Genomic DNA, 18,600 nt, shown 5'->3' with positions numbered 1-18,600 from the left:
AATGACATAACCGCCATGCGACAATGTCGATCAAGTTAGCTAAGACGACATCTGTTCTAATGAATGATTATCGGGTAGCTGTTTAGTAAAGCTTAATTATATTCACGAAATTGTATACTTTATACATTAGTTTTTAGTTTTTCTTTTCCAGATAAACATTTTACTAAATTATTAACGGCTTGTTGTTCTTCCGTGCTATTAATCTTCATAAAATTTCTTGAAACTTCAATACACATACGTTGATGTTGAGTATGTACGGGCTGCGGTTTGTTAGCTTCTTCTAACCCTTCAAAGAAATAATCAATATTCCTATCTAAAGCCTCTGCAATTAGTACTAGCCTCCCTACAGAAATTCTATTAATTGCTTTTTCATATTTTTGTAATTGTTGATGAGTAACATCAATTACTTCAGCAAGTTGTTGACGAGACAACCCCTTAGCGAGTCTTAAAGAATAAATTTTCTTGCCGATAAAACTATCAATTTTCTGTATAATATCGTTTTTTCTACCCATTACCTTCTCCTTGGTTACTAATTATATCTATATTTAAAAATTTTCTTTGAATAAAAATGATATTACCATATTTTTTTATAAAATATGTGGTTATTAATAATTTTGCACCATTAAACTTATCCAATTTTAAGTAGAAATAATACCATAAATTAATATCATACGCAACTATAAAATAACATTTTTTAAGTTTTTTGTAATCATTAGGTAAATAATTATTAAAGAATCATGTAGGATTACTTCTTATCAAGAAAAAATATCATAAGAACCTTAAATATTTTTTAAAAGATAAAATATCAATATCTTATATATAAAAACTTATTTACTGAAATACTAAGACTGTTAACAAAATAAATTTTAAAACTAATTAAATTACTTTGTTAACAGTTCTATAAATTACAATTTATAAAAAAACCAAATTCTAGTGTATTATAGAAAAATATATAATTAATGCAAGGGAAAATCTCATTCCTATATTAATATTTCAAATCAAAGATAAAGTTAGTTTTATTTTAATTATAAATTAATTATTTACAGCTAACTTATTTAAGATTAAATATAAAATTAATAATAAAAACTTAAGCTTATAATGAAAAAAATTTTTAATTGTCTTTATGTGGCCTTATTCAGAACAATAGAAGATGATGGCGTTGAACATTCCGGATATATGTCATTTATGATACTTTTATCTATTTTCCCTTTCCTAGTATTCTTATTAGCTTTAACAAGTTTTTTAGGTGCTTCAGAACTTGGTCAAAATTTTATACAAATTTTTCTAGACAGTCTTCCGGAACAAGCAACGGAATCAATAGAAAAGAGAATACGAGAATTATTAAGTGCTCCCCCTCAAAGTTTAATGAATCTTGCCATCGTAGGCAGTGTTTGGACTGCTTCTTCTTTTGTAGAATGTTTAAGAACTATTTTAAATCGTGTATATCAAATAAAATCTCCTCCTCCTTATATAAGAAGAAGATTACTCAGTATTATACAATTTCTTATAATTAGTGCTTTGATTACCTTTACTATGTTTCTTTTAGTGGTGATTCCAATAATATTTACGAAAATCCCGATAATATTAGAGACTATTGAAAAATATAAGATCATTTTAAATTTTATAAGATATTTTTTAATTTTAATTTTATTGTTTTTAGGTTCCTCATCCCTGTATTATATATTACCTAATGTAAAATTAAATTTCGTTGATGTATTCCCAGGAGCTTTATTAACCGTGATATTATGGATAATAAGCGGCTATTTGCTTTCAACCTATATAGTCTACTACAACCAATTAAATTTAATGTACGGTTCCCTTGGTAGTATAATAGTTACATTAATATTCTTCTATATTATAAATATGATATTTATCTATGGTGCAGAATTTAATTATCTAATGAAAAATTATGAAAATATAGAGTGAAATGCAGCTTAAAGCACCTCATAAGTATTTAGTTTTACAAAAATAAAATAATTAATTGAAACAATTTTGGCAATTTTATATTTAAAACTTTATACCAATCTTTATTTTAGTTGTAAAAACAATTATTTTTTAGTTTTTAGGTTTTGTGAACAAAATACAAATTATTTAAAAAAATCCGCTTTAAATAACATAAAGCTCTCTTGAGATGATGTCGGTAATGGAGTTAAATTATATTGCGGATCGAAAGCGTTACCGTAAATTTTTTCTATTTTTTGGAGAGAATTAGGAGATTTTAAAGCCAATAATATTGATTTTAAAATAGTAAAAATTGCTATATACGGATCAGTTTCGGGAGAAGATAACCGATGTTCTAAACGTTTAGGAAAAGAATTTGGAATTCGTACGGCTACGCTCCTGTTATTTCCACCGTATGATATATGCGTAGGAGCCATAAATTTTTTATTTATCCGTGAATAATCTAGAGTAGTTGGCATAAAAGCGAGTAGGGTGTCTAACATATAGTGACATAGCCCTTGTGCTGCCAAAATTATATAATAATCATTGAACTCGGAATTAAAATTAATATGAAAATGCATGCTACTACCATAATCATCTAAAAACGGCCTAGGAGAAAAATCTATATAACCGTTTAACTGCTGTGCCATTTTTTTTAAAATAGTTCTAACCTCCAATATATTTTTTATATATTGTATTAAGTTTGCAGAAGGAGGGAGGTCTATTTCAAATTGGTTATTACCCTCTTCTTTTTTTATTTTAGAAATTTTAAATCTAGCTAAGTATTTTCTTGAAAGTATTTCAAATTTAGCTATATCAATATTGGGACTTAAATAAAACTCTATTTCTACGCCTATAATAGGAATTAGGTTATAGTCTTGGTGAAATTGTACTATTATTTTTTCCAACTGTTTATTTTTTTGTAAACGGTTGGATAAGGTATTGATAAAACTATTATAATTAATATGGGGTATTTTCATGAAAGGATTAATAAACAAATCAATTTATTATAAAATTTTTGATAAAACATTCAATAATTCTAGTCATAGATATATAAAAAAAAATAACTCTATAAATGAAACAGAAATAGTTGAAAACAAGAAATCCATTACTGCTTATTTTAAAGCACAAGATATTTTAATTTTAAATCAAGTGCATGGAAACCAAATTGTTAATGCTGATGATTCTATAATTGCCGTACCTGATGCAGACGGAAGCATTACAACTAAAAAAAATTTAGTATTAGCGGTACAATCAGCAGATTGTGTACCGGTACTACTGGCAAGTGGTGACGGTAAAATAATCGGAGCAGCACATGCGGGTTGGAAAGGAAGTATAAATAATATTATAAGTAATATAGTTACTAAAATGACAGAAAAAGGAGTAAAGAATTTAATAGCAGTGATAGGTCCTGCTATAGCTCAAAGTTCGTATGAGGTTGATGAGGAATATTATAAAGCTTTCCTAAGTAAGGATATTAACAATAAACAGTTTTTTATAAACTCAATAAAAGAAAATCATTATATGTTTGATTTACCGGCTTTTGTAGAGTTAAAACTTAAAGAAGCAGGCGTTAAAGATATAAAAAATATTGGTGAAGATACTTACACAAATCCGTTAAAATACCCAAGCAAAAGACGTTCATTTCACTTACAAGAATCTTATAATGAGAATATATTGTCAGCTATCGTAATAAAATAGGAATTGCTAAATAAAAGCTACGTCATTGCGAGGAGACGTTGTTGCATGGATCGAAAAGCCTAACCAATGTCATTCCCGCGTAGGCGTGAATCCAGTAAAACCATATAAAAACAAATTTTTATACTCTGTAGTAATATTAAAGTTATTTTTCTAGATTCCTGCTTTCGCGGGAATGACATAAACCGGTCTACGCAACAACACCTGCTCGCAATGACGATATTTATCTTTATTTAGCAATACCAAAATAACTCTTTATTTATCCGGAGTATATTAATGAATCAAGATAAGCCTTACTATCAAATAGTTTATGCACCAAACGATGTTTTTAAAAAACAGGCAGAATATATAGACGTTGTTGATGATAATATTCGTACTATTGTAGATAAAATGCTCCAGACTTTGCATATAGAAAGGGCAGTGGGCCTCGGTGCTAATATGGTTGGAATATTAAAGCGTATAGCGGTAGTTGATCTACATGAAAATAATAAATCATCACCTATAGTTTTTATTAATCCGGAAATAACTTATTTTTCTGAAGAAAAACAAACTTTTATTGAGGGTTCTTTATCGTTTCCGAGCATTGAAGCATCTATTACACGCTCAAAAGCAATCAAGGTAAAGTATCTTGATTATAACGGTAATAAACAAGAATTAGAAGCAGAGAGCTTTTTGGCCACAGTGATTCAGCATGAAATAGATTATTTAAACGGCAAAACTTTCTTAGATCATTCATCAAAACTTAAGCGCGCTACACTCCTTAAAAAGATGCTAAATCACATAAAACTCCATCCTCTCCACGTTCACGGTAGCGGTTGTCGGCATTAAGGCTATTAAAAAATTGACAATGATATATAACTTTATCACAATACAATTAATTAATTTTAATAGTTTAGCATGTTAATTAATGGTCAACCGATAGTAGGCACTACACAAGAAATATTACAACAACTATCTGAGTTACCATCTAGCTTTGCAGATGATAATAGATGGACTAAAGATAATTTTGAAAGAGGAAGCACAGCTTTAAACTTGTATTCTGAAGCTCTTAGTGCTAATTCATCAATAGAATTAGAGGAAATTAGCACTAAACTACCTTCATTAATCAAAGAAAACCCATATACTACTTTTTTGCATATAATAAAATTGATGAAAAGTATAGCGAATTAGGCGATAATCAAAAAGGAATCGAAAACTGTACTGAAGCTCTGAATATTGCATTAAATTCTAGATCAGTCTATCATGCGGAAATACCACAAGATGATCTGTCAACACTTTTCCGGACAGTTGTTTAAGTGCAATTTTGTATCTCTTCATATCTTACTGGTGATAAATAATCGTTAGCAGAATACATTCTGATACGGTTATAAAATACCTCTATATATTCAAATATGGCATATTTTGCTTCCTCCTTAGTTTTAAATTTATATTGATACATTAATTCTGTTTTTATAGTATGAAAGAAACTTTCAGCAACAGCATTATCCAAGCAATTTCCTTTACGACCCATACTCTGTTTGATACCATGTTGTTTTATAATTTTTAAATGACTATCAGAACAATATTGACTACCTCTATCAGTATGCCAAATAAGCCCTTTTGCTGGTTTACGGTCGCACCTCCATTTTACAGATGTGGATATTAAAAGGCTATACGTTCAATAAGAGTTCCGATGACTTTATCATGAATATCCAATGACTTGGAAAAACAAATTGTTTTACGTGTCAGTCTTTTGCATCTTGTTCTAAGATTTAAGTTACCCCGTTCTATCCGTTGAGTATATTTTTTACTAACAATGTGTTTTTTGGGATCTAATAACCTAGCATAACTTCCCCATCCATCTGTAAAGTAAAAAGTAACCTTAAAATCCTCCGGTTTTTTTCAGTAATGATTCTGATGTGCTATCACATCTTGTACCAAAAGTATAAGCAACTACTTTTAACAAAATCTTATCCAAAGAATATCAAAGCCATCTTTGTTTGGATTTATTCTGTACATAAGGCCATTGTTCATCTATTTCAGGAGCAATAATTACTTCTATCGTATTGATAGAATGATTTATCTTTTTTAACGCTAGATTTTTTTAAAACACGGATAACCGTATTGATACCCACTTTTAATACTCTTACTGTATCCCTAACTCCAGAGCCATTGATTGACATATCTACTATCTGAGTCTTGACTCCAGGCTTAGAGGCATTATTAATATATTACAGTTAAAAATATCGATTACACTGCTTGCATTGATATCTCTGTTGTTTTGAAATTGAATATCCCGCCTTTACTACTTTTTCTGTGTCGTTACAATATCTACACTTAACATCTATTCTTGATCTACACTTAACATCTATTCTTGCCATAACTCCTTAACTATAATTCTCTCTTATTACTGTTTGAGGATTATAGACTATTCATGCTAAGCTGCAATACGGGGGCGCGGCCTATCGTTGCTATATGCTTGATACTGACTTGACTCTCAGGAATATTAGTAATAAATATTGACCAATCAAGTAAATTTTGATTTCTTTGAGAAGACTTATAGCCACGTGCTTTTGCAAGTGTATTCGCCTTCCTTTTCCTGATATCAGATTGTTCTTTTGTAAGCTTATGGCAGACGATCCTAACCGGTAGTAATGATTCCTTGCTAAGTAAAATATCACCTTGTCAAAAAGTTACTTTCTCTAATAACTCAAGTAAATCTAATTTATTTCTAGCTCTATCATATATATTAGTATCAGTCTTGTAACGACTAATAAAATAAGCGCCTTTAGCACTTAAGGAACTAAAAGACTTAGGAACAAAATACCCTAAATCTGCTATCAATAAATCATTAGGATTAATATCCTGTAAATAATCTTTATAACCTTGATCTGATCGTGCCCCCGCAAGAATATCTATGTTACTTATTGTTTGTGTTGAATAATTATATAATGTGCAGCTTGATCGAAGCTTTTACTCTACGCTCATGATCCTTAAATCCTGACCCATGCCCCTTATATAATCTTTCCATATTGTCGGGCAATTTTATATTGCTGCTATCAAGTAACTTAACGTTATTAAATTTCTGTAATATCCCGCAATCAAGCTTAAAACTATTTGCAAATAAACCGATATTTTCTCATACATACTCCTCATAAAATCCACTGCAGAGTTACTAAATCTGAAATCTAGGCCTTGCTTACTTATTATTACTGATTCTTCATGTAATAATTGACACATTCTTTCTATGTTACAATCAGCATCACTCAAATTACCCAATACTAATGCTTGTGCAAACGAACAGCCGGTTAATCCTCTTCTCCCCTTGATAAAACCGCTGCTAATTGCAACTCTGATAGCTGTTTCTGTTAAAAACTCTTTGACTCTATTCGGTAGTTTTGTTATATTTTTCATTGTATAAGTCCCTTAGCGTTACAGTACTAATACCTATACTCTTTACCTCCTTTTTTAAGTAGCGCTTTTTTCTAAATTTCTTGCAAATTGCTTACTGCCTTTCCTTAACTTGACGCGTATGGTCCAAATAAGTGTGTAAGCTTTCTCAAAGGACTATATTCTATTTCTTCATCCAGCATCTTGAGTACTCGCTCTGATAGAGGTGGTACTGATGGTTAATATTGGCTTAATATGCTGCATGTCAAAGTTCTCAAACCTTACTATACTACTTAATATTAATTCTTCGTTTCTAGTGATGTTTTGCATGCCTATTAATCCTCTCTATCATATTAATTCGCTGCTATATTCTTCTAGCTCTGGGTCGCCCCCCCGTATTGCAGCTTAGCATGAATAGTCTATAATCCTCAAACAGTAATAAGAGAGAATTATAGTTAAGGAGTTATGACAAGAATATATGTTAAGTGTAGATCAAGAATAGATGTTAAGTGTAGATATTATAACGACACAGAAAAAGTAGTAAAGGCGGGATATTCAATTTCAAAACAACAGAGATATCAATGCAAGCAGTGTAATCGATATTTTTAACTGTAATATATTAATAATGCCTCTAAGCCTGGAGTCAAGACTCAGATAGTAGATATGTCAATCAATGGCTCTGGAGTTAGGGATACAGTAAGAGTATTAAAAGTGGGTATCAATACGGTTATCCGTGTTTTAAAAAAAATCTAGCGTTAAAAAAGATAAATCATTCTATCAATACGATAGAAGTAATTATTGCTCTTGAAATAGATGAACAATGGCCTTATGTACAGAATAAATCCAAACAAAGATGGCTTTGATATTCTTTGGATAAGATTTTGTTAAAAGTAGTTGCTTATACTTTTGGTACAAGATGTGATAGCACATCAGAATCATTACTGAAAAAAACCGGAGGATTTTAAGGTTACTTTTTACTTTACAGATGGATGGGGAAGTTATGCTAGGTTATTAGATCCCAAAAAACACATTGTTAGTAAAAAATATACTCAACGGATAGAACGGGGTAACTTAAATCTTAGAACAAGATGCAAAAGACTGGCACGTAAAACAATTTGTTTTTCCAAGTCATTGGATATTCATGATAAAGTCATCGGAACTCTTATTGAACGTATAGCTTTTTAATATCCACATCTGCAAAATGGAGGTACGACCATATGACCCTAGAAGTTACCGGAAGTGAGTTAATTAAATCTAAACTTATAGATATTCCTGAACGCAATGGGGTTTATCGGATGTTTGACGTTAACAAGCAAGTTATCTATGTCGGTAAAGCTAAAAATTTAAAGAAACGCCTTACTAATTACATTAAAAGCGATTTAGATAATAAGACGCTTCGGATGATTGCAAATACTTGTTTTTTAGAGTACAGCATCACCAATTCCGAAGTTGAGGCACTACTTTTAGAAGCTAGGCTAATCAAAAAATTTCAGCCAAAATTTAATATTCTTCTTAAGGACGACAAGTCCTTTCCTTTCATCAAATTACGTTTAGATCATGATTTTCCGCAGTTGCTAAAATATCGAGGTAAAACTCTAAGTGACGGAAAGTTTTTTGGTCCTTTTGCTTCGAGTACGGAAGTTGATACTACTTTAACAGAACTGCAAAAAATCTTTAAGTTACGTTCCTGCACAGATAATTACTTTAATTCATGTACTCGCCCTTGTCTACAGTATGAAATAAAACGCTGTTATGCTCCTTGTGTCGGTAAAATAAACAAGGAAGGCTATAGAGATTTAGTAACTCAGGTTAAAGATTTCTTACAAGGTCGTACTAAAGAACTCCAAGAGAATCTATCCAAAAAGATGGAAGAGTTAAGTAGTCAGATGCGTTTTGAAGAGGCGGCAGAAATTAGAGATCGCATTAAAGCACTTAGTTATGTGCAGCTTAAAGCCGGGGTTTCAGATATTGTTAAAGACGCAGATATAATCGCTATTGTAGAAAAGAACGGGCATTATTGCGTAGAAGTGTTTTTATATAGGGCAGGGCAAGCATGTGGTAATATTCCTTATTTTCCTACTTCTACAGAAAATAGTATCAAAGAGGAAGTATTAGAATATTTTTTATTGCAATTTTATCAAAAACAACAAGCACCTGCGGAAATTATTATTAATCATGAAATTAATGATAAAGAGAATGTGCTAGAGGTGATTAAGAAAATTAATGATATTGCTAAACTCAACATTATAATACCTATTAGCGGAGGTAAAGCAAAGCTAGTTCAGAACGCTAGAGCAAATGCTTTGTTTTCCTTAGAGCAGTATTTGAAGAAATTTGCAAAAAATCAAGAGATTATGCTTGAAATCAAAGAGTTATTTGCTCTTTCTGAAATTCCTGAAAGAATTGAGATTTACGATAATAGCCATATTCAAGGTAAGTTTGCTGTTGGTGCTATGGTAGTTGCCGGTAAGTCAGGTTTCGATAAAAAGGAATATCGGATTTTCTCATTGTCATCCCGTACTTTCCCATTGTCATCCCGCGGCTTGACCGCGAGATCCAGTACATCAATAAACAATACAGAACTCGCGGTCAAGTCGCGGGATGGCACCAACGGTACGTATAATGACATTGTTGGTGACGATTATGAAATGCTTCGACAAGTTTTAACACGAAGATTAACTAGACTTAAGAATGAGCCGCATAAATTACCAAGCTTGATAATTATAGACGGCGGCAAAGGGCATTTAGGCATCGTTAAAGAGGTAATGGATAAATTTGAAATGAATACTCCTTTTGTTTGTATGTCAAAAGGAGTAGATAGAAATGCCGGTCTCGAGCAATTCCATATGGTAGGTAAAGAGGCATTTACAATAGATAAGAATTTGTCGGTGATGAAATATTTACAAATTTTACGAGATGAAGCTCATAATTTTGCCATAAAGAATCATAGACTAGGTAGATCACGTGCTATAAAACTATCAAGTCTTGATGATATAGAAGGCATAGGGGAAACTCGTAAAAAAGCATTACTGCATTATTTTGGTTCATACAAAGCAGTATGCGATGCAACTATAGATGAGCTGGTTAAAGTAAATGGAATTAGTAAGTCACTCGCCGATATGATTTTTAATGTTTTGCATCAAAAAAACTAACTTCATAACTCACAACTATTCTATATCATGAGTTATAAAATAAATATTTATAACTCATGATATGGAGTTGGTGGCATAAAGATTGGCCTAGCTTTAAATATGATAAGAAACACATACTAGATTTAGAGAAAAATTTTGTTAAAAAATAGTGGTATTCTTTTAGGAGCTACTAAATATCTTTCAGAAACAGATCAAAATAACTTAATTGTCATGCTTGTAAGAAACGAAGCATTAAATACTTCTGAAATTGAAGGTGAATATTTAAATAGAGATAGTGTACAATCTTCTATAAAACGTTACTTTAATATAGCAACAGATAATAGAAATGCTTCACCTGCAGAAACCGGAATTTCCGAATTGTTTGCCGATATGTATTATTCATATAAACAACCCTCGAGTCATGATTGTTTGTGTCAATGGCATGAAATGCTAACTAACGGTAGAAGAGATTTAGGTGCTATAGGAAAATATCGTACTCACGCAGAACCTATGCAGGTAGTACCGGGTAAATATCATGAACCTACAGTTCATTTTGAAGCCTTTGGTATAATGATACTAAAGATAATATTTTTCCGTTTACCAAGGCTGCTATAGTCCATCTTTATTTTGAGTCTATACATCCGTTTGAAGACGGTAGCGGAAGAATAGGCAGAATTATTACTATAAAAATGTTGCGCCAAAATATAGGACAGTCGATATTGATTGTTTTTATCTCATGTAATAATTGAGGAAAAGAAATTATACTATAATGCTTTAGAACGTAATAATAAAAGCTTAGAAATTACGGATTGGCTATTATATTTTGTTGAAACGATAATTAAAGCTCAATATTATACTTTGCGTAATATAGAGTTTTTAATAAATAAAACAAAATTTTATGATAAATTCAAAAATATATTAAATGCTCGGCAAGAAAAAGCAGTTAAAAGAATTTTTGAGGAAGGAGTAGATGGGTTTAAAGGCGGTTTAAGTGCTAAAAACTATATAACTATTACGAAAACTCCTAAAGCTACTGCTACAATAGATCTTTAAGAGTTAGTAGAAATGCAAGCGTTTAATAAAACCGGAGAACCTAAGGGAACGAGATATGACATTAATTTAGAAGTAAATTAATTTCTACGCAAGTAGGTTTTTTTAGAGTTATCTGTATGGCTCATTTATGTCGTTTCCGCGAAAGCGGGAATCCATCATAAAGCGAGATAAACCAAGCTTTTAGTTTCAAAAATTTGTTGCATTTATAATTTTTTTTGGATTCCCGCTTCCGTGGGAATGACATAGAACCATAATAATACCGTCCTAAAATAAATATCACAAGACTCACTATCGTCCCTACAAATACTCCCCTAAGGTTGAAATATTGCAAAGATAAAGAATAGTATTCCCATATTAAGAAAGTAGCTGCGCCGCCAAGTGATGATAAAACCATTATGGTTTTAGAGGTTTTGATGCCGAAAAGTGTTGTTATTAACGGTACTAATATTACCGGTCCCCAAAAACCGGTAAAGAACACTACTAAGTCAATTACATTACTGAATTTTAAGGCTACAATTATCGCAAAACTTCCTATTATAACGTTAATAATTCGGGCAATTAATAATAATTTTTGCTGATTTTTAACTTTAAAAATAGGATTGATTATATCTTTAACAATAGCTATAGAAGTAACATTTAAATCAGAATCGGCAGTAGACATAACGGCAGCTAAGAGGCCGCTCATTACTATTCCTTGAATTAAAGTCGGGATGATTTGGTTGATTAAGTAAGGTAATACTAAATTTGACGGCTGGTTTGGATAAAGTCTATAAGCAATTAAACCGTTTAAAGTGATGCAAATCAAGAAGAGAAAATATACAGCTGATTTTTCATATATTGCTTTAGTTGTTTGCGTGGGATTTTTGTTAATTAAAGCTCTTTGGATAAATGTAGGGTATAGATTCATGACGCTAAAGCTTAAAGCTGCTGCAATCGTATAAGAAAGTAAGTTTCTTTGATCAAAATTTGCATTTTCCGTGGAGAAGTGATTAATAAAATCTACAAAACCGATTTTACTTAAACTGATAAAAGTTATGGTCGGTATAGCAATTATCATCGCCAAAAATTGTAGTAAATTAGTAAAAACAATAGATTGCAAGCCGCCGATTGTAGTATATATAAGTACTATACTATAACTTAAAATTACCCCGTTCACATAATTTATTTCTAAGATATATTGGAAAATATAGCCACTGACGCTTATTTGTGCAGCCAAAAACCCCACTGAAACAATGACTGAGCTAACACCGCCAATAAAACGACCGATATTACCATAATATGTACTCACAATGTCGCCGATACTTTCGGCTCCGTAATGTTTGGCAATTAAAGGTACTATATAGATCGCAATTAGTATATCTATCGGTATTGTAAGTATAAGAGCATAAGCATAATATTCATGCCCTAAGAAAACCTTTTCCATAATACCGAAGGTGGTAGCTCCTCCGACAGAACTTGCAAATATTGTAGCTATTAGTAATATCTTACTATTTCGTGCCTTGCTTTCAACATTTGCATAATTCTTGAAACTGCTATGCTTAGCTCTGTAATATATACCTATAGCTAAAATAGATATTAGATATATGAAGACTATAATATTATCTATAGGTATTTTAAACATAAATTAAGTTTTTGAAGTTCAAATTTAAGATATTGTTAAATTTAGCGCTGTTAACTAAGATTTATGATTATGTAGTTTTTAAGTTACATAACCAAGTCGCTCACAATAATATATATATTTAGCTAAGAATGCTAGATTTATAATTATGCATGATAAATAGCATCATCACCTCCTAAATAAGGAGCCCAAATATCTTGATCTAAATCATATTTATATGTTTTACCCTGATATTCCATTTCTTTTTCAGTAATTTTTTTCATTTGCAGATAGTTACTATTTGATCGATTTGTATTTTTGCTATTTTCACAACGTTCTTGTATTTTTAAAATAGCTAATATAGCAAAAATTATCCCGCAAATAGTTATTATCCCATCTTTAGTAAATGATAAAAATGTTGAGGTAATTGAAGAATCACCGAATGGCATATTTGATTCTTCTCGATCGCTCATCATAAATCCGGCAGCATGTACTGTCGGTCCTAAGGCATATGAAGTAAAGTTTTTTAAATTAGCTTCAAAGTTAGCATTAATGATACAATCTTCGGTAGTATTAAAGCCTATAAACGCCGGTATATTAGAGTCTTTTATTGTATTTTCGATAACACCGTATAGCTCACCGAAAATAGAAATCGTATTGTTTGAAAATATTTCAAAACTGTCATTAAATATAAAACTTATTTTATGCCCATCTTTTACTATAGAGTTAATAATATGTTTAGCTTCTTCCGGACACTTTCTCATTAAAATTCTTGCCAAATTGTGAATTCTATAATTTGCGTTGTCTTCACATTCTTCAAAATCTATAAGGGTATTAATAGTATGGCCGCGCCCCCGTATTGCAGCTTAGCATGAATAGTCTATAATCCTCAAACAGTAATAAGAGAGAATTATAGTTAAGGAGTTATGGCAAGAATAGATGTTAAGTGTAGATCAAGAATAGATGTTAAGTGTAGATATTATAACGACACAGAAAAAGTAGTAAAGGCGGGATATTCAATTTCAAAACAACAGAGATATCAATGCAAGCAGTGTAATCGATATTTTTAACTGTAATATATTAATAATGCCTCTAAGCCTGGAGTCAAGACTCAGATAGTAGATATGTCAATCAATGGCTCTGGAGTTAGGGATACAGTAAGAGTATTAAAAGTGGGTATCAATACGGTTATCCGTGTTTTAAAAAAATCTAGCGTTAAAAAAGATAAATCATTCTATCAATACGATAGAAGTAATTATTGCTCCTGAAATAGATGAACAATGGCCTTATGTACAGAATAAATCCAAACAAAGATGGCTTTGATATTCTTTGGATAAGATTTTGTTAAAAGTAGTTGCTTATACTTTTGGTACAAGATGTGATAGCACATCAGAATCATTACTGAAAAAAACTGGAGGATTTTAAGGTTACTTTTTACTTTACAGATGGATAGGGAAGTTATGCTAGGTTATTAGATCCCAAAAAACACATTGTTAGTAAAAAATATACTCAACGGATAGAACGGGGTAACTTAAATCTTAGAACAAGATGCAAAAGACTGACACGTAAAACAATTTGTTTTTCCAAGTCATTGGATATTCATGATAAAGTCATCGGAACTCTTATTGAACGTATAGCCTTTTAATATCCACATCTGTAAAATGGAGGTGCGACCAAGCCACGGTATGACACCGAGCACTTTTTTATATCCACGCAACAATGCATTCCTGCTTTCGCAGGAATGACATAAAACGCTATTATTTACCCTTTTTTAAAGCACAAGTTAATAATTTAACTCCTAGCTGTTAAAAACGCTTGACTACGTTATATTCCTATAATATCCTATAAATTACCATAAAATCCCAAATTATACCAATGAATGTATTTTTATCGAAATATGTAAACGGTGTTGATAAAAAGAGCAGGGTATCAGTGCCGGCGAATTATCGCGGGGTACTAGGGAAAGAACTATTTAACGGCGTAATTGCTTATCCGTCGATTAGGAATAATTGTATAGAAGCGTGCGGTATTTCGCATATCGAGAAATTAAGGCAGATGATTGAAACTCTTGACCCGTATTCTGAGGAGCGTGATGCCTTTGAGACTATGATATTCGGAGAAGCTGTGCAGCTTTCCTTTGACGGGGAGGGAAGAGTTGTGTTGCCGCAATCTTTAATGAAGCATGCAGGGATCGAAGAGCAAGCATGTTTTGTAGGTAAGGGGGTGATTTTTGAGATTTGGCAGCCACAGAATTTTAAAGAATATTTAAATTCCGTTCAAAAAATTGCTCATGAAAAGCGGTTAACCTTAAGGAATGCTCATTAATGACACAGCAACCTCACATACCTGTAATGTTAAACGAAATGTTAAAAGTTTTAGCACCTAGCAGCGGTGAGTCATATCTAGATTGTACGTTTGGAGCAGGAGGGTATAGCAAAGCAATATTAGAAAGCTGTGACTGTTATGTCACAGCCCTGGATCGTGATCCGAATGTGATTAAAAGAGCTGAAGAAATTAAACAAAATTACGGCATGAGGTTTGATTTCATAGAAACGAATTTTGCGGATAGTCTTGTAAAGCTTAAGGAAAAAAAATTTGATGGAATAGTACTGGATTTAGGCGTTTCATCAATGCAGTTAGATATCGCAGATAGAGGATTTTCGTTTTTACACGACGGCCCCTTAGATATGCGTATGAGCGGGCAAGGGCTTAGTGCCGAGAAATTCGTAAATACGGCAGAGGAAAAAGAGCTAGCCGATGTAATTTACAAATACGGTGATGAGAGCTTTTCACGAAGAATTGCTAAGAGAATCGTAGAATATAGAAAAACGGCAAAAATTGATAACACGAGCAAATTAGCCGAGATTGTTAGAAGTAGCATAGGATTTAGAAAAGGCAAAATCGATCCTGCAACTAAAACCTTTCAAGCCATTAGGATTTATGTAAACGATGAGCTTGGGGAATTAGAAAGATTTTTAGCAAATGTGCAGAATATATTAAAGAAAGACGGACGTTTGGTTGCTGTATCTTTTCACTCTTTAGAAGATAGAATAGTTAAGAATTTCTTTAAAGAGAATTCGGAAAAGCCGGTAGCAAGATCAAAATATGCTAAAGACGATACGATAATTGATCCGAATAAATGGCTTAAGATTATTACTAACAAAGCTCTAGCGCCTTCAGATAAAGAGACAAGGTTGAATGTTAGAGCAAGGTCGGCAAAGCTTAGAGCCGCTAAGAAGATATTATGACTATAAAAAAGTCTCACTATTTAATATTATTGATAATAATTATAGCTGTATGTAGCTTGTTTAACATAAAGGAGCGAGTCTCAACTCTTGATTATCAATTAGGTAGCGTTGAAAAACAGATAAATAGTGAAAATAAGAATATTCATATTTTAAAAGCAGAGCAAGCTTATTTACTTTCGCCGACTAGATTAAAAAAACTTATGGCAGCTTATTTGACCTTAGAAACAGTTAAATCTTATCAAATGATAAAAGATCCATTAGCACCGAATAGCGATCAAAATATTAAATTTGATCATAATATTAGTATTCCGAAGGGCAGCAAATGGCGTTACAGAAGAACTACGAATAATAAGTATATACAGACTGTTTCGAGTAGGATTAAGTGATTGTCCGGTATGTCATTCCTGCGAAAGCAGGAATCCAGTACTTTAAAACTTTTTAAAAGCTCGATTTATCTCGCTTTACCTCGGATTCCCGTCTACCCGGAAATGACATAATAGGTTGCTGGATGATCGCTACTTAAAACACTATAAATAATATATGAAACAAATTTTGGAAAAATGGAAACCTGCAATTAAAAGTCTGATATTTTGGAATGTTTGTAGTAAAAATACAAAAATCCGATTATTAATGGTTATTTGCGGTTTTTCTTTTCTTTTTTGTACTTTATCTTACAGGTTAATAATCGTTGCTACGAATGTTTACGATAAAAATATTAATTCCTTCAAAAAAAATCATCAATTTAGAAAAGAAATAGTTGACCGAAACGATAATTTATTAGCAGTTAACCTACCTTCTGCCTCGTTATTTGCTAATCCGCAAATAGTACTCGATCCTGAAACTTCCGTAAAAAGGCTAGCTGAAATTTTACCTGATATTAATAAAGCTAAATTACTTGCGGAACTTAAATCAAATAAAAGCTTTATATGGGTAAAAAGAGATTTATTACCTAGTCAGCAAGAAAAAATAACTAGCCTCGGATTACTTGGTTTTGATTTTGAAGAAGAGCAGAAACGAATTTATACCTTTTCTAATTTATTGTCGCATGTTGTGGGTTATGTAGGTAGAGACTCGGTAGGGCTTAGTGGCTTAGAACTCGCTTACGATAAATATTTAACTAATTCCGATCATGAATTAAATGAACCAAGGGATAGGAAAGAGCCGCTTAAATTATCGATTGATATAAGACTGCAAAGTATTTTAAGTGAGGAGATTGATAAAACTTTAAAGCAATTTAATGCTATAGGAGCAGTAGGTATTATTGCGAATCCTAATAACGGAGAGATTTTAGCGTTAGTAAATAAGCCTGATTTCGATCCTCATCATCCGAGTTTAGCAAAATCGGAGGAGCTGTTTAACACAGCAAGTCTCGGTATTTACGAAATGGGTTCGGTATTTAAAGCATTAACTATGGCAGTCGGTTTTGATACCGGTGCAATAAATATGAATGACGCTTATGACATTAGTTACATGAAAGTAGGAGGATTCCAGCTTAAGGATTATACGCCAAGGCAAGGGTGGCATAGCGTGCCTGAGATTTTTCTGCATTCTTCAAATATCGGCACAAGTCAAATTATGCTTGAAATCGGTAAAGGTAATTTTAAAAAATATCTAAAAAAATTAGGCTTATTAGATCAATTACAAATAGAATTACCTGAACGAGGTACCCCCTTATTTCCTTCTGAGAAAAGATGGAATGAACTAACTAGTGTTACCATGTCTTACGGTTACGGTATTTCTATTAGCCCTTTGCATTTTGTTAGAGCAATGTTACCGGTTGTTAACGGCGGTACTTTATATGACCTTACTTTATTAAAAAGAAAAGATGAAAAAGTAATAGGTACAAAAGTTTTTAGTGAAAATACCTCTACCCAAATGAAGAAATTATTTAGATCGGTAGTAAAAGACGGTAATGGTAAAAGAGCAGAAGTCAAAGGTTACCTTGTCGGGGGTAAGACAGGTACGGCAGAGAAGCTTTCGCAAGGTGTTGGGAGCAAAAAGAAATATTTAAAAAATAGCAGAGCTTCGTCGTTTTTAGGTATGATGCCCGTATCTAACCCGCAATATGTTATTTTTATTAGATTTGATGAGCCAAAGCCAACTAAAGAAAGCTTTGGCTTTGCAACGGCAAGTTGGACGGCTGTCCCTACTGCCGGTAGAGTGTTTGAGCGTATGATATCTTTATATGGCTTAGAACCGATAGAACAAAGTGAGGAAGAAAGTTGAAAATATAGAAATAAGTTAATCTTTTTTATAAGCTCAAAAAGAAGGTTTTTATGTCAAAAAATGAAAATATAACAGATAAAACTAGTATACCTATCCCACGGCTTAAGTCTTTTGATCCTACGATAACAAGAAATAACATTATATCAAAACAACTATTTACATCCACAAGCTCTGATATACAAGAAGAATTAGAGCTTAGCGGTAATGATAAAAGACCTAACCCCAGCTGTTGTGAGATATTGTAGATCCTGTATTCATATTTTAAAACTGTACAAAATGGAAAATTAATTTATATTTTGTACATGAGCGTTATACCGTGGCTTGACCACGGGATCCA

25 protein-coding genes and 3 pseudogenes are annotated in these 18,600 nt (G+C 32.0%); 19 read left to right on the top strand and 9 right to left on the bottom strand.

Annotated elements, in window-relative coordinates; all coding sequences use genetic code 11:
• Positions 1-119 precede the first annotated feature (119 nt).
• Positions 120-512 (bottom strand): helix-turn-helix transcriptional regulator, encoded by a 393-nt coding sequence (locus AAGD46_RS04885; protein ID WP_341786764.1) that lies wholly within the window; start codon positions 510-512, stop codon positions 120-122.
• A gap of 586 nt (positions 513-1,098) precedes the next feature.
• Here AAGD46_RS04885 and AAGD46_RS04880 point away from each other — a divergent pair.
• Entirely contained in the window at positions 1,099-1,926 is an 828-nt protein-coding gene (locus tag AAGD46_RS04880) for a YihY/virulence factor BrkB family protein (RefSeq protein WP_341786763.1), read from the top strand.
• Positions 1,927-2,087: 161 nt separating this feature from the next.
• On the opposite strand, the gene AAGD46_RS04875 is transcribed toward AAGD46_RS04880, so the two are convergent.
• Positions 2,088-2,921, bottom strand: a complete 834-nt coding sequence (locus tag AAGD46_RS04875) for a glutamine synthetase family protein (protein WP_341786762.1) — start codon at positions 2,919-2,921, stop codon at positions 2,088-2,090.
• Between AAGD46_RS04875 and pgeF the strand changes: the two genes are divergently transcribed.
• The 3 genes from pgeF to AAGD46_RS04860 all read left to right on the top strand — a co-directional run bounded on the left by pgeF (position 2,920) and on the right by AAGD46_RS04860 (position 4,809).
• The gene (gene pgeF / locus AAGD46_RS04870) at positions 2,920-3,642 is read left to right on the top strand and encodes a peptidoglycan editing factor PgeF (protein ID WP_341786761.1); all 723 of its coding nucleotides are present in this window, start codon (positions 2,920-2,922) and stop codon (positions 3,640-3,642) included. The two genes, AAGD46_RS04875 and pgeF, sit on opposite strands and share 2 nt — an antisense overlap.
• Before the next feature lie 273 nt (positions 3,643-3,915).
• Positions 3,916-4,467 carry a peptide deformylase gene (gene def, locus AAGD46_RS04865; RefSeq protein ID WP_341786760.1) on the top strand — a complete coding sequence of 184 codons (552 nt, stop codon included), beginning with the start codon at positions 3,916-3,918 and terminating at the stop codon, positions 4,465-4,467.
• Between the two features lie 69 nt (positions 4,468-4,536).
• Complete coding sequence (locus tag AAGD46_RS04860) at positions 4,537-4,809, top strand: hypothetical protein (protein WP_341786759.1); 273 nt, start codon at positions 4,537-4,539, stop codon at positions 4,807-4,809.
• 121 nt (positions 4,810-4,930) lie between these two features.
• Here AAGD46_RS04860 and AAGD46_RS04855 read toward each other — a convergent pair whose 3' ends face one another.
• From AAGD46_RS04855 to AAGD46_RS04845, 4 genes and pseudogenes are all read right to left on the bottom strand, one after another.
• Entirely contained in the window at positions 4,931-5,149 is a 219-nt protein-coding gene (locus AAGD46_RS04855; protein ID WP_341786758.1) for an IS3 family transposase, read from the bottom strand.
• 131 nt (positions 5,150-5,280) lie between these two features.
• A pseudogene (locus tag AAGD46_RS04850) lies at positions 5,281-5,999 on the bottom strand (IS1 family transposase).
• 304 nt (positions 6,000-6,303) lie between these two features.
• A complete protein-coding gene (locus tag AAGD46_RS09165) occupies positions 6,304-6,531 on the bottom strand; it encodes a transposase (protein WP_410525976.1) in 228 nt (75 codons plus the stop codon).
• Positions 6,532-6,663: 132 nt separating this feature from the next.
• Positions 6,664-7,032 carry a hypothetical protein gene (locus AAGD46_RS04845; protein WP_341786757.1) on the bottom strand — a complete coding sequence of 123 codons (369 nt, stop codon included), beginning with the start codon at positions 7,030-7,032 and terminating at the stop codon, positions 6,664-6,666.
• 211 nt (positions 7,033-7,243) lie between these two features.
• On the opposite strand from AAGD46_RS04845, the gene AAGD46_RS04840 reads away from it, so the two are divergent.
• The 7 genes and pseudogenes from AAGD46_RS04840 (at position 7,244) to AAGD46_RS04815 (ending at position 11,192) form a co-directional block, all read left to right on the top strand.
• Positions 7,244-7,417 (top strand): hypothetical protein, encoded by a 174-nt coding sequence (locus AAGD46_RS04840; RefSeq protein WP_341786756.1) that lies wholly within the window; start codon positions 7,244-7,246, stop codon positions 7,415-7,417.
• A 254-nt stretch (positions 7,418-7,671) separates the two neighbouring features.
• Positions 7,672-7,761, top strand: a complete 90-nt coding sequence (locus AAGD46_RS09160; RefSeq protein ID WP_341786649.1) for an IS1-like element transposase — start codon at positions 7,672-7,674, stop codon at positions 7,759-7,761.
• A gap of 267 nt (positions 7,762-8,028) precedes the next feature.
• A pseudogene (locus AAGD46_RS09155) lies at positions 8,029-8,193 on the top strand (IS1 family transposase); the annotation flags it as partial.
• Positions 8,194-8,225: 32 nt separating this feature from the next.
• The gene (uvrC, locus tag AAGD46_RS04830) at positions 8,226-10,160 is read left to right on the top strand and encodes an excinuclease ABC subunit UvrC (protein ID WP_341786755.1); all 1,935 of its coding nucleotides are present in this window, start codon (positions 8,226-8,228) and stop codon (positions 10,158-10,160) included.
• 135 nt (positions 10,161-10,295) lie between these two features.
• Positions 10,296-10,754, top strand: coding sequence for a DUF4172 domain-containing protein (locus AAGD46_RS04825; protein ID WP_341786754.1), 459 nt, complete (start codon positions 10,296-10,298; stop codon positions 10,752-10,754).
• Positions 10,727-10,888 carry a Fic family protein gene (locus AAGD46_RS04820; protein WP_341787902.1) on the top strand — a complete coding sequence of 54 codons (162 nt, stop codon included), beginning with the start codon at positions 10,727-10,729 and terminating at the stop codon, positions 10,886-10,888. The genes AAGD46_RS04825 and AAGD46_RS04820 overlap by 28 nt, the downstream gene beginning before the upstream one ends.
• Complete coding sequence (locus AAGD46_RS04815; protein ID WP_341786753.1) at positions 10,863-11,192, top strand: hypothetical protein; 330 nt, start codon at positions 10,863-10,865, stop codon at positions 11,190-11,192. The genes AAGD46_RS04820 and AAGD46_RS04815 overlap by 26 nt, the downstream gene beginning before the upstream one ends.
• 253 nt (positions 11,193-11,445) lie before the next feature.
• On the opposite strand, the pseudogene AAGD46_RS04810 reads toward AAGD46_RS04815, so the two are convergent.
• Positions 11,446-12,813, bottom strand: a pseudogene (locus tag AAGD46_RS04810) (sodium:solute symporter family protein); the annotation flags it as partial.
• A gap of 143 nt (positions 12,814-12,956) precedes the next feature.
• Positions 12,957-13,553 carry a hypothetical protein gene (locus tag AAGD46_RS04805; protein WP_341786752.1) on the bottom strand — a complete coding sequence of 199 codons (597 nt, stop codon included), beginning with the start codon at positions 13,551-13,553 and terminating at the stop codon, positions 12,957-12,959.
• Positions 13,554-13,913: 360 nt separating this feature from the next.
• On the opposite strand from AAGD46_RS04805, the gene AAGD46_RS09150 reads away from it, so the two are divergent.
• The 3 genes from AAGD46_RS09150 (at position 13,914) to AAGD46_RS09140 (ending at position 14,434) form a co-directional block, all read left to right on the top strand.
• Complete coding sequence (locus tag AAGD46_RS09150) at positions 13,914-14,057, top strand: IS1-like element transposase (protein WP_341786690.1); 144 nt, start codon at positions 13,914-13,916, stop codon at positions 14,055-14,057.
• The gene (locus AAGD46_RS09145) at positions 14,014-14,112 is read left to right on the top strand and encodes an IS1 family transposase (protein WP_410525950.1); all 99 of its coding nucleotides are present in this window, start codon (positions 14,014-14,016) and stop codon (positions 14,110-14,112) included. The genes AAGD46_RS09150 and AAGD46_RS09145 overlap by 44 nt, the downstream gene beginning before the upstream one ends.
• A 166-nt stretch (positions 14,113-14,278) precedes the next feature.
• A complete protein-coding gene (locus AAGD46_RS09140) occupies positions 14,279-14,434 on the top strand; it encodes an IS1 family transposase (RefSeq protein ID WP_410525951.1) in 156 nt (51 codons plus the stop codon).
• Here the strand turns inward: AAGD46_RS09140 and AAGD46_RS04795 are convergent.
• On the bottom strand, positions 14,378-14,506 hold the full coding sequence (locus AAGD46_RS04795) for a hypothetical protein (RefSeq protein ID WP_341786751.1): 129 nt from the start codon (positions 14,504-14,506) through the stop codon (positions 14,378-14,380). The two genes, AAGD46_RS09140 and AAGD46_RS04795, sit on opposite strands and share 57 nt — an antisense overlap.
• Positions 14,507-14,664: 158 nt before the next feature.
• Between AAGD46_RS04795 and mraZ the strand changes: the two genes are divergently transcribed.
• From mraZ to AAGD46_RS04770, 5 genes are all read left to right on the top strand, one after another.
• Positions 14,665-15,114 carry a division/cell wall cluster transcriptional repressor MraZ gene (gene mraZ, locus AAGD46_RS04790; protein ID WP_341786750.1) on the top strand — a complete coding sequence of 150 codons (450 nt, stop codon included), beginning with the start codon at positions 14,665-14,667 and terminating at the stop codon, positions 15,112-15,114.
• Positions 15,114-16,037: a 16S rRNA (cytosine(1402)-N(4))-methyltransferase RsmH gene (rsmH, locus tag AAGD46_RS04785; RefSeq protein WP_341786749.1), complete on the top strand. Its 924-nt coding sequence runs from the start codon at positions 15,114-15,116 to the stop codon at positions 16,035-16,037. The genes mraZ and rsmH overlap by 1 nt, the downstream gene beginning before the upstream one ends.
• Positions 16,034-16,423, top strand: coding sequence for a hypothetical protein (locus AAGD46_RS04780; protein ID WP_341786748.1), 390 nt, complete (start codon positions 16,034-16,036; stop codon positions 16,421-16,423). Before rsmH ends, AAGD46_RS04780 begins: the two co-directional genes overlap by 4 nt.
• Positions 16,424-16,577: 154 nt before the next feature.
• Complete coding sequence (locus AAGD46_RS04775; RefSeq protein WP_341786747.1) at positions 16,578-18,263, top strand: penicillin-binding protein 2; 1,686 nt, start codon at positions 16,578-16,580, stop codon at positions 18,261-18,263.
• 50 nt (positions 18,264-18,313) lie between these two features.
• Entirely contained in the window at positions 18,314-18,508 is a 195-nt protein-coding gene (locus AAGD46_RS04770; protein WP_341786746.1) for a hypothetical protein, read from the top strand.
• Positions 18,509-18,600 lie beyond the last annotated feature (92 nt).

The sequence above is a fragment of the Rickettsia endosymbiont of Cantharis rufa genome (assembly GCF_964026445.1).
In the GTDB taxonomy this organism is placed as follows: Bacteria; Pseudomonadota; Alphaproteobacteria; order Rickettsiales; family Rickettsiaceae; genus Rickettsia.
This window is presented reverse-complemented; position numbering and strand designations above follow the sequence as displayed.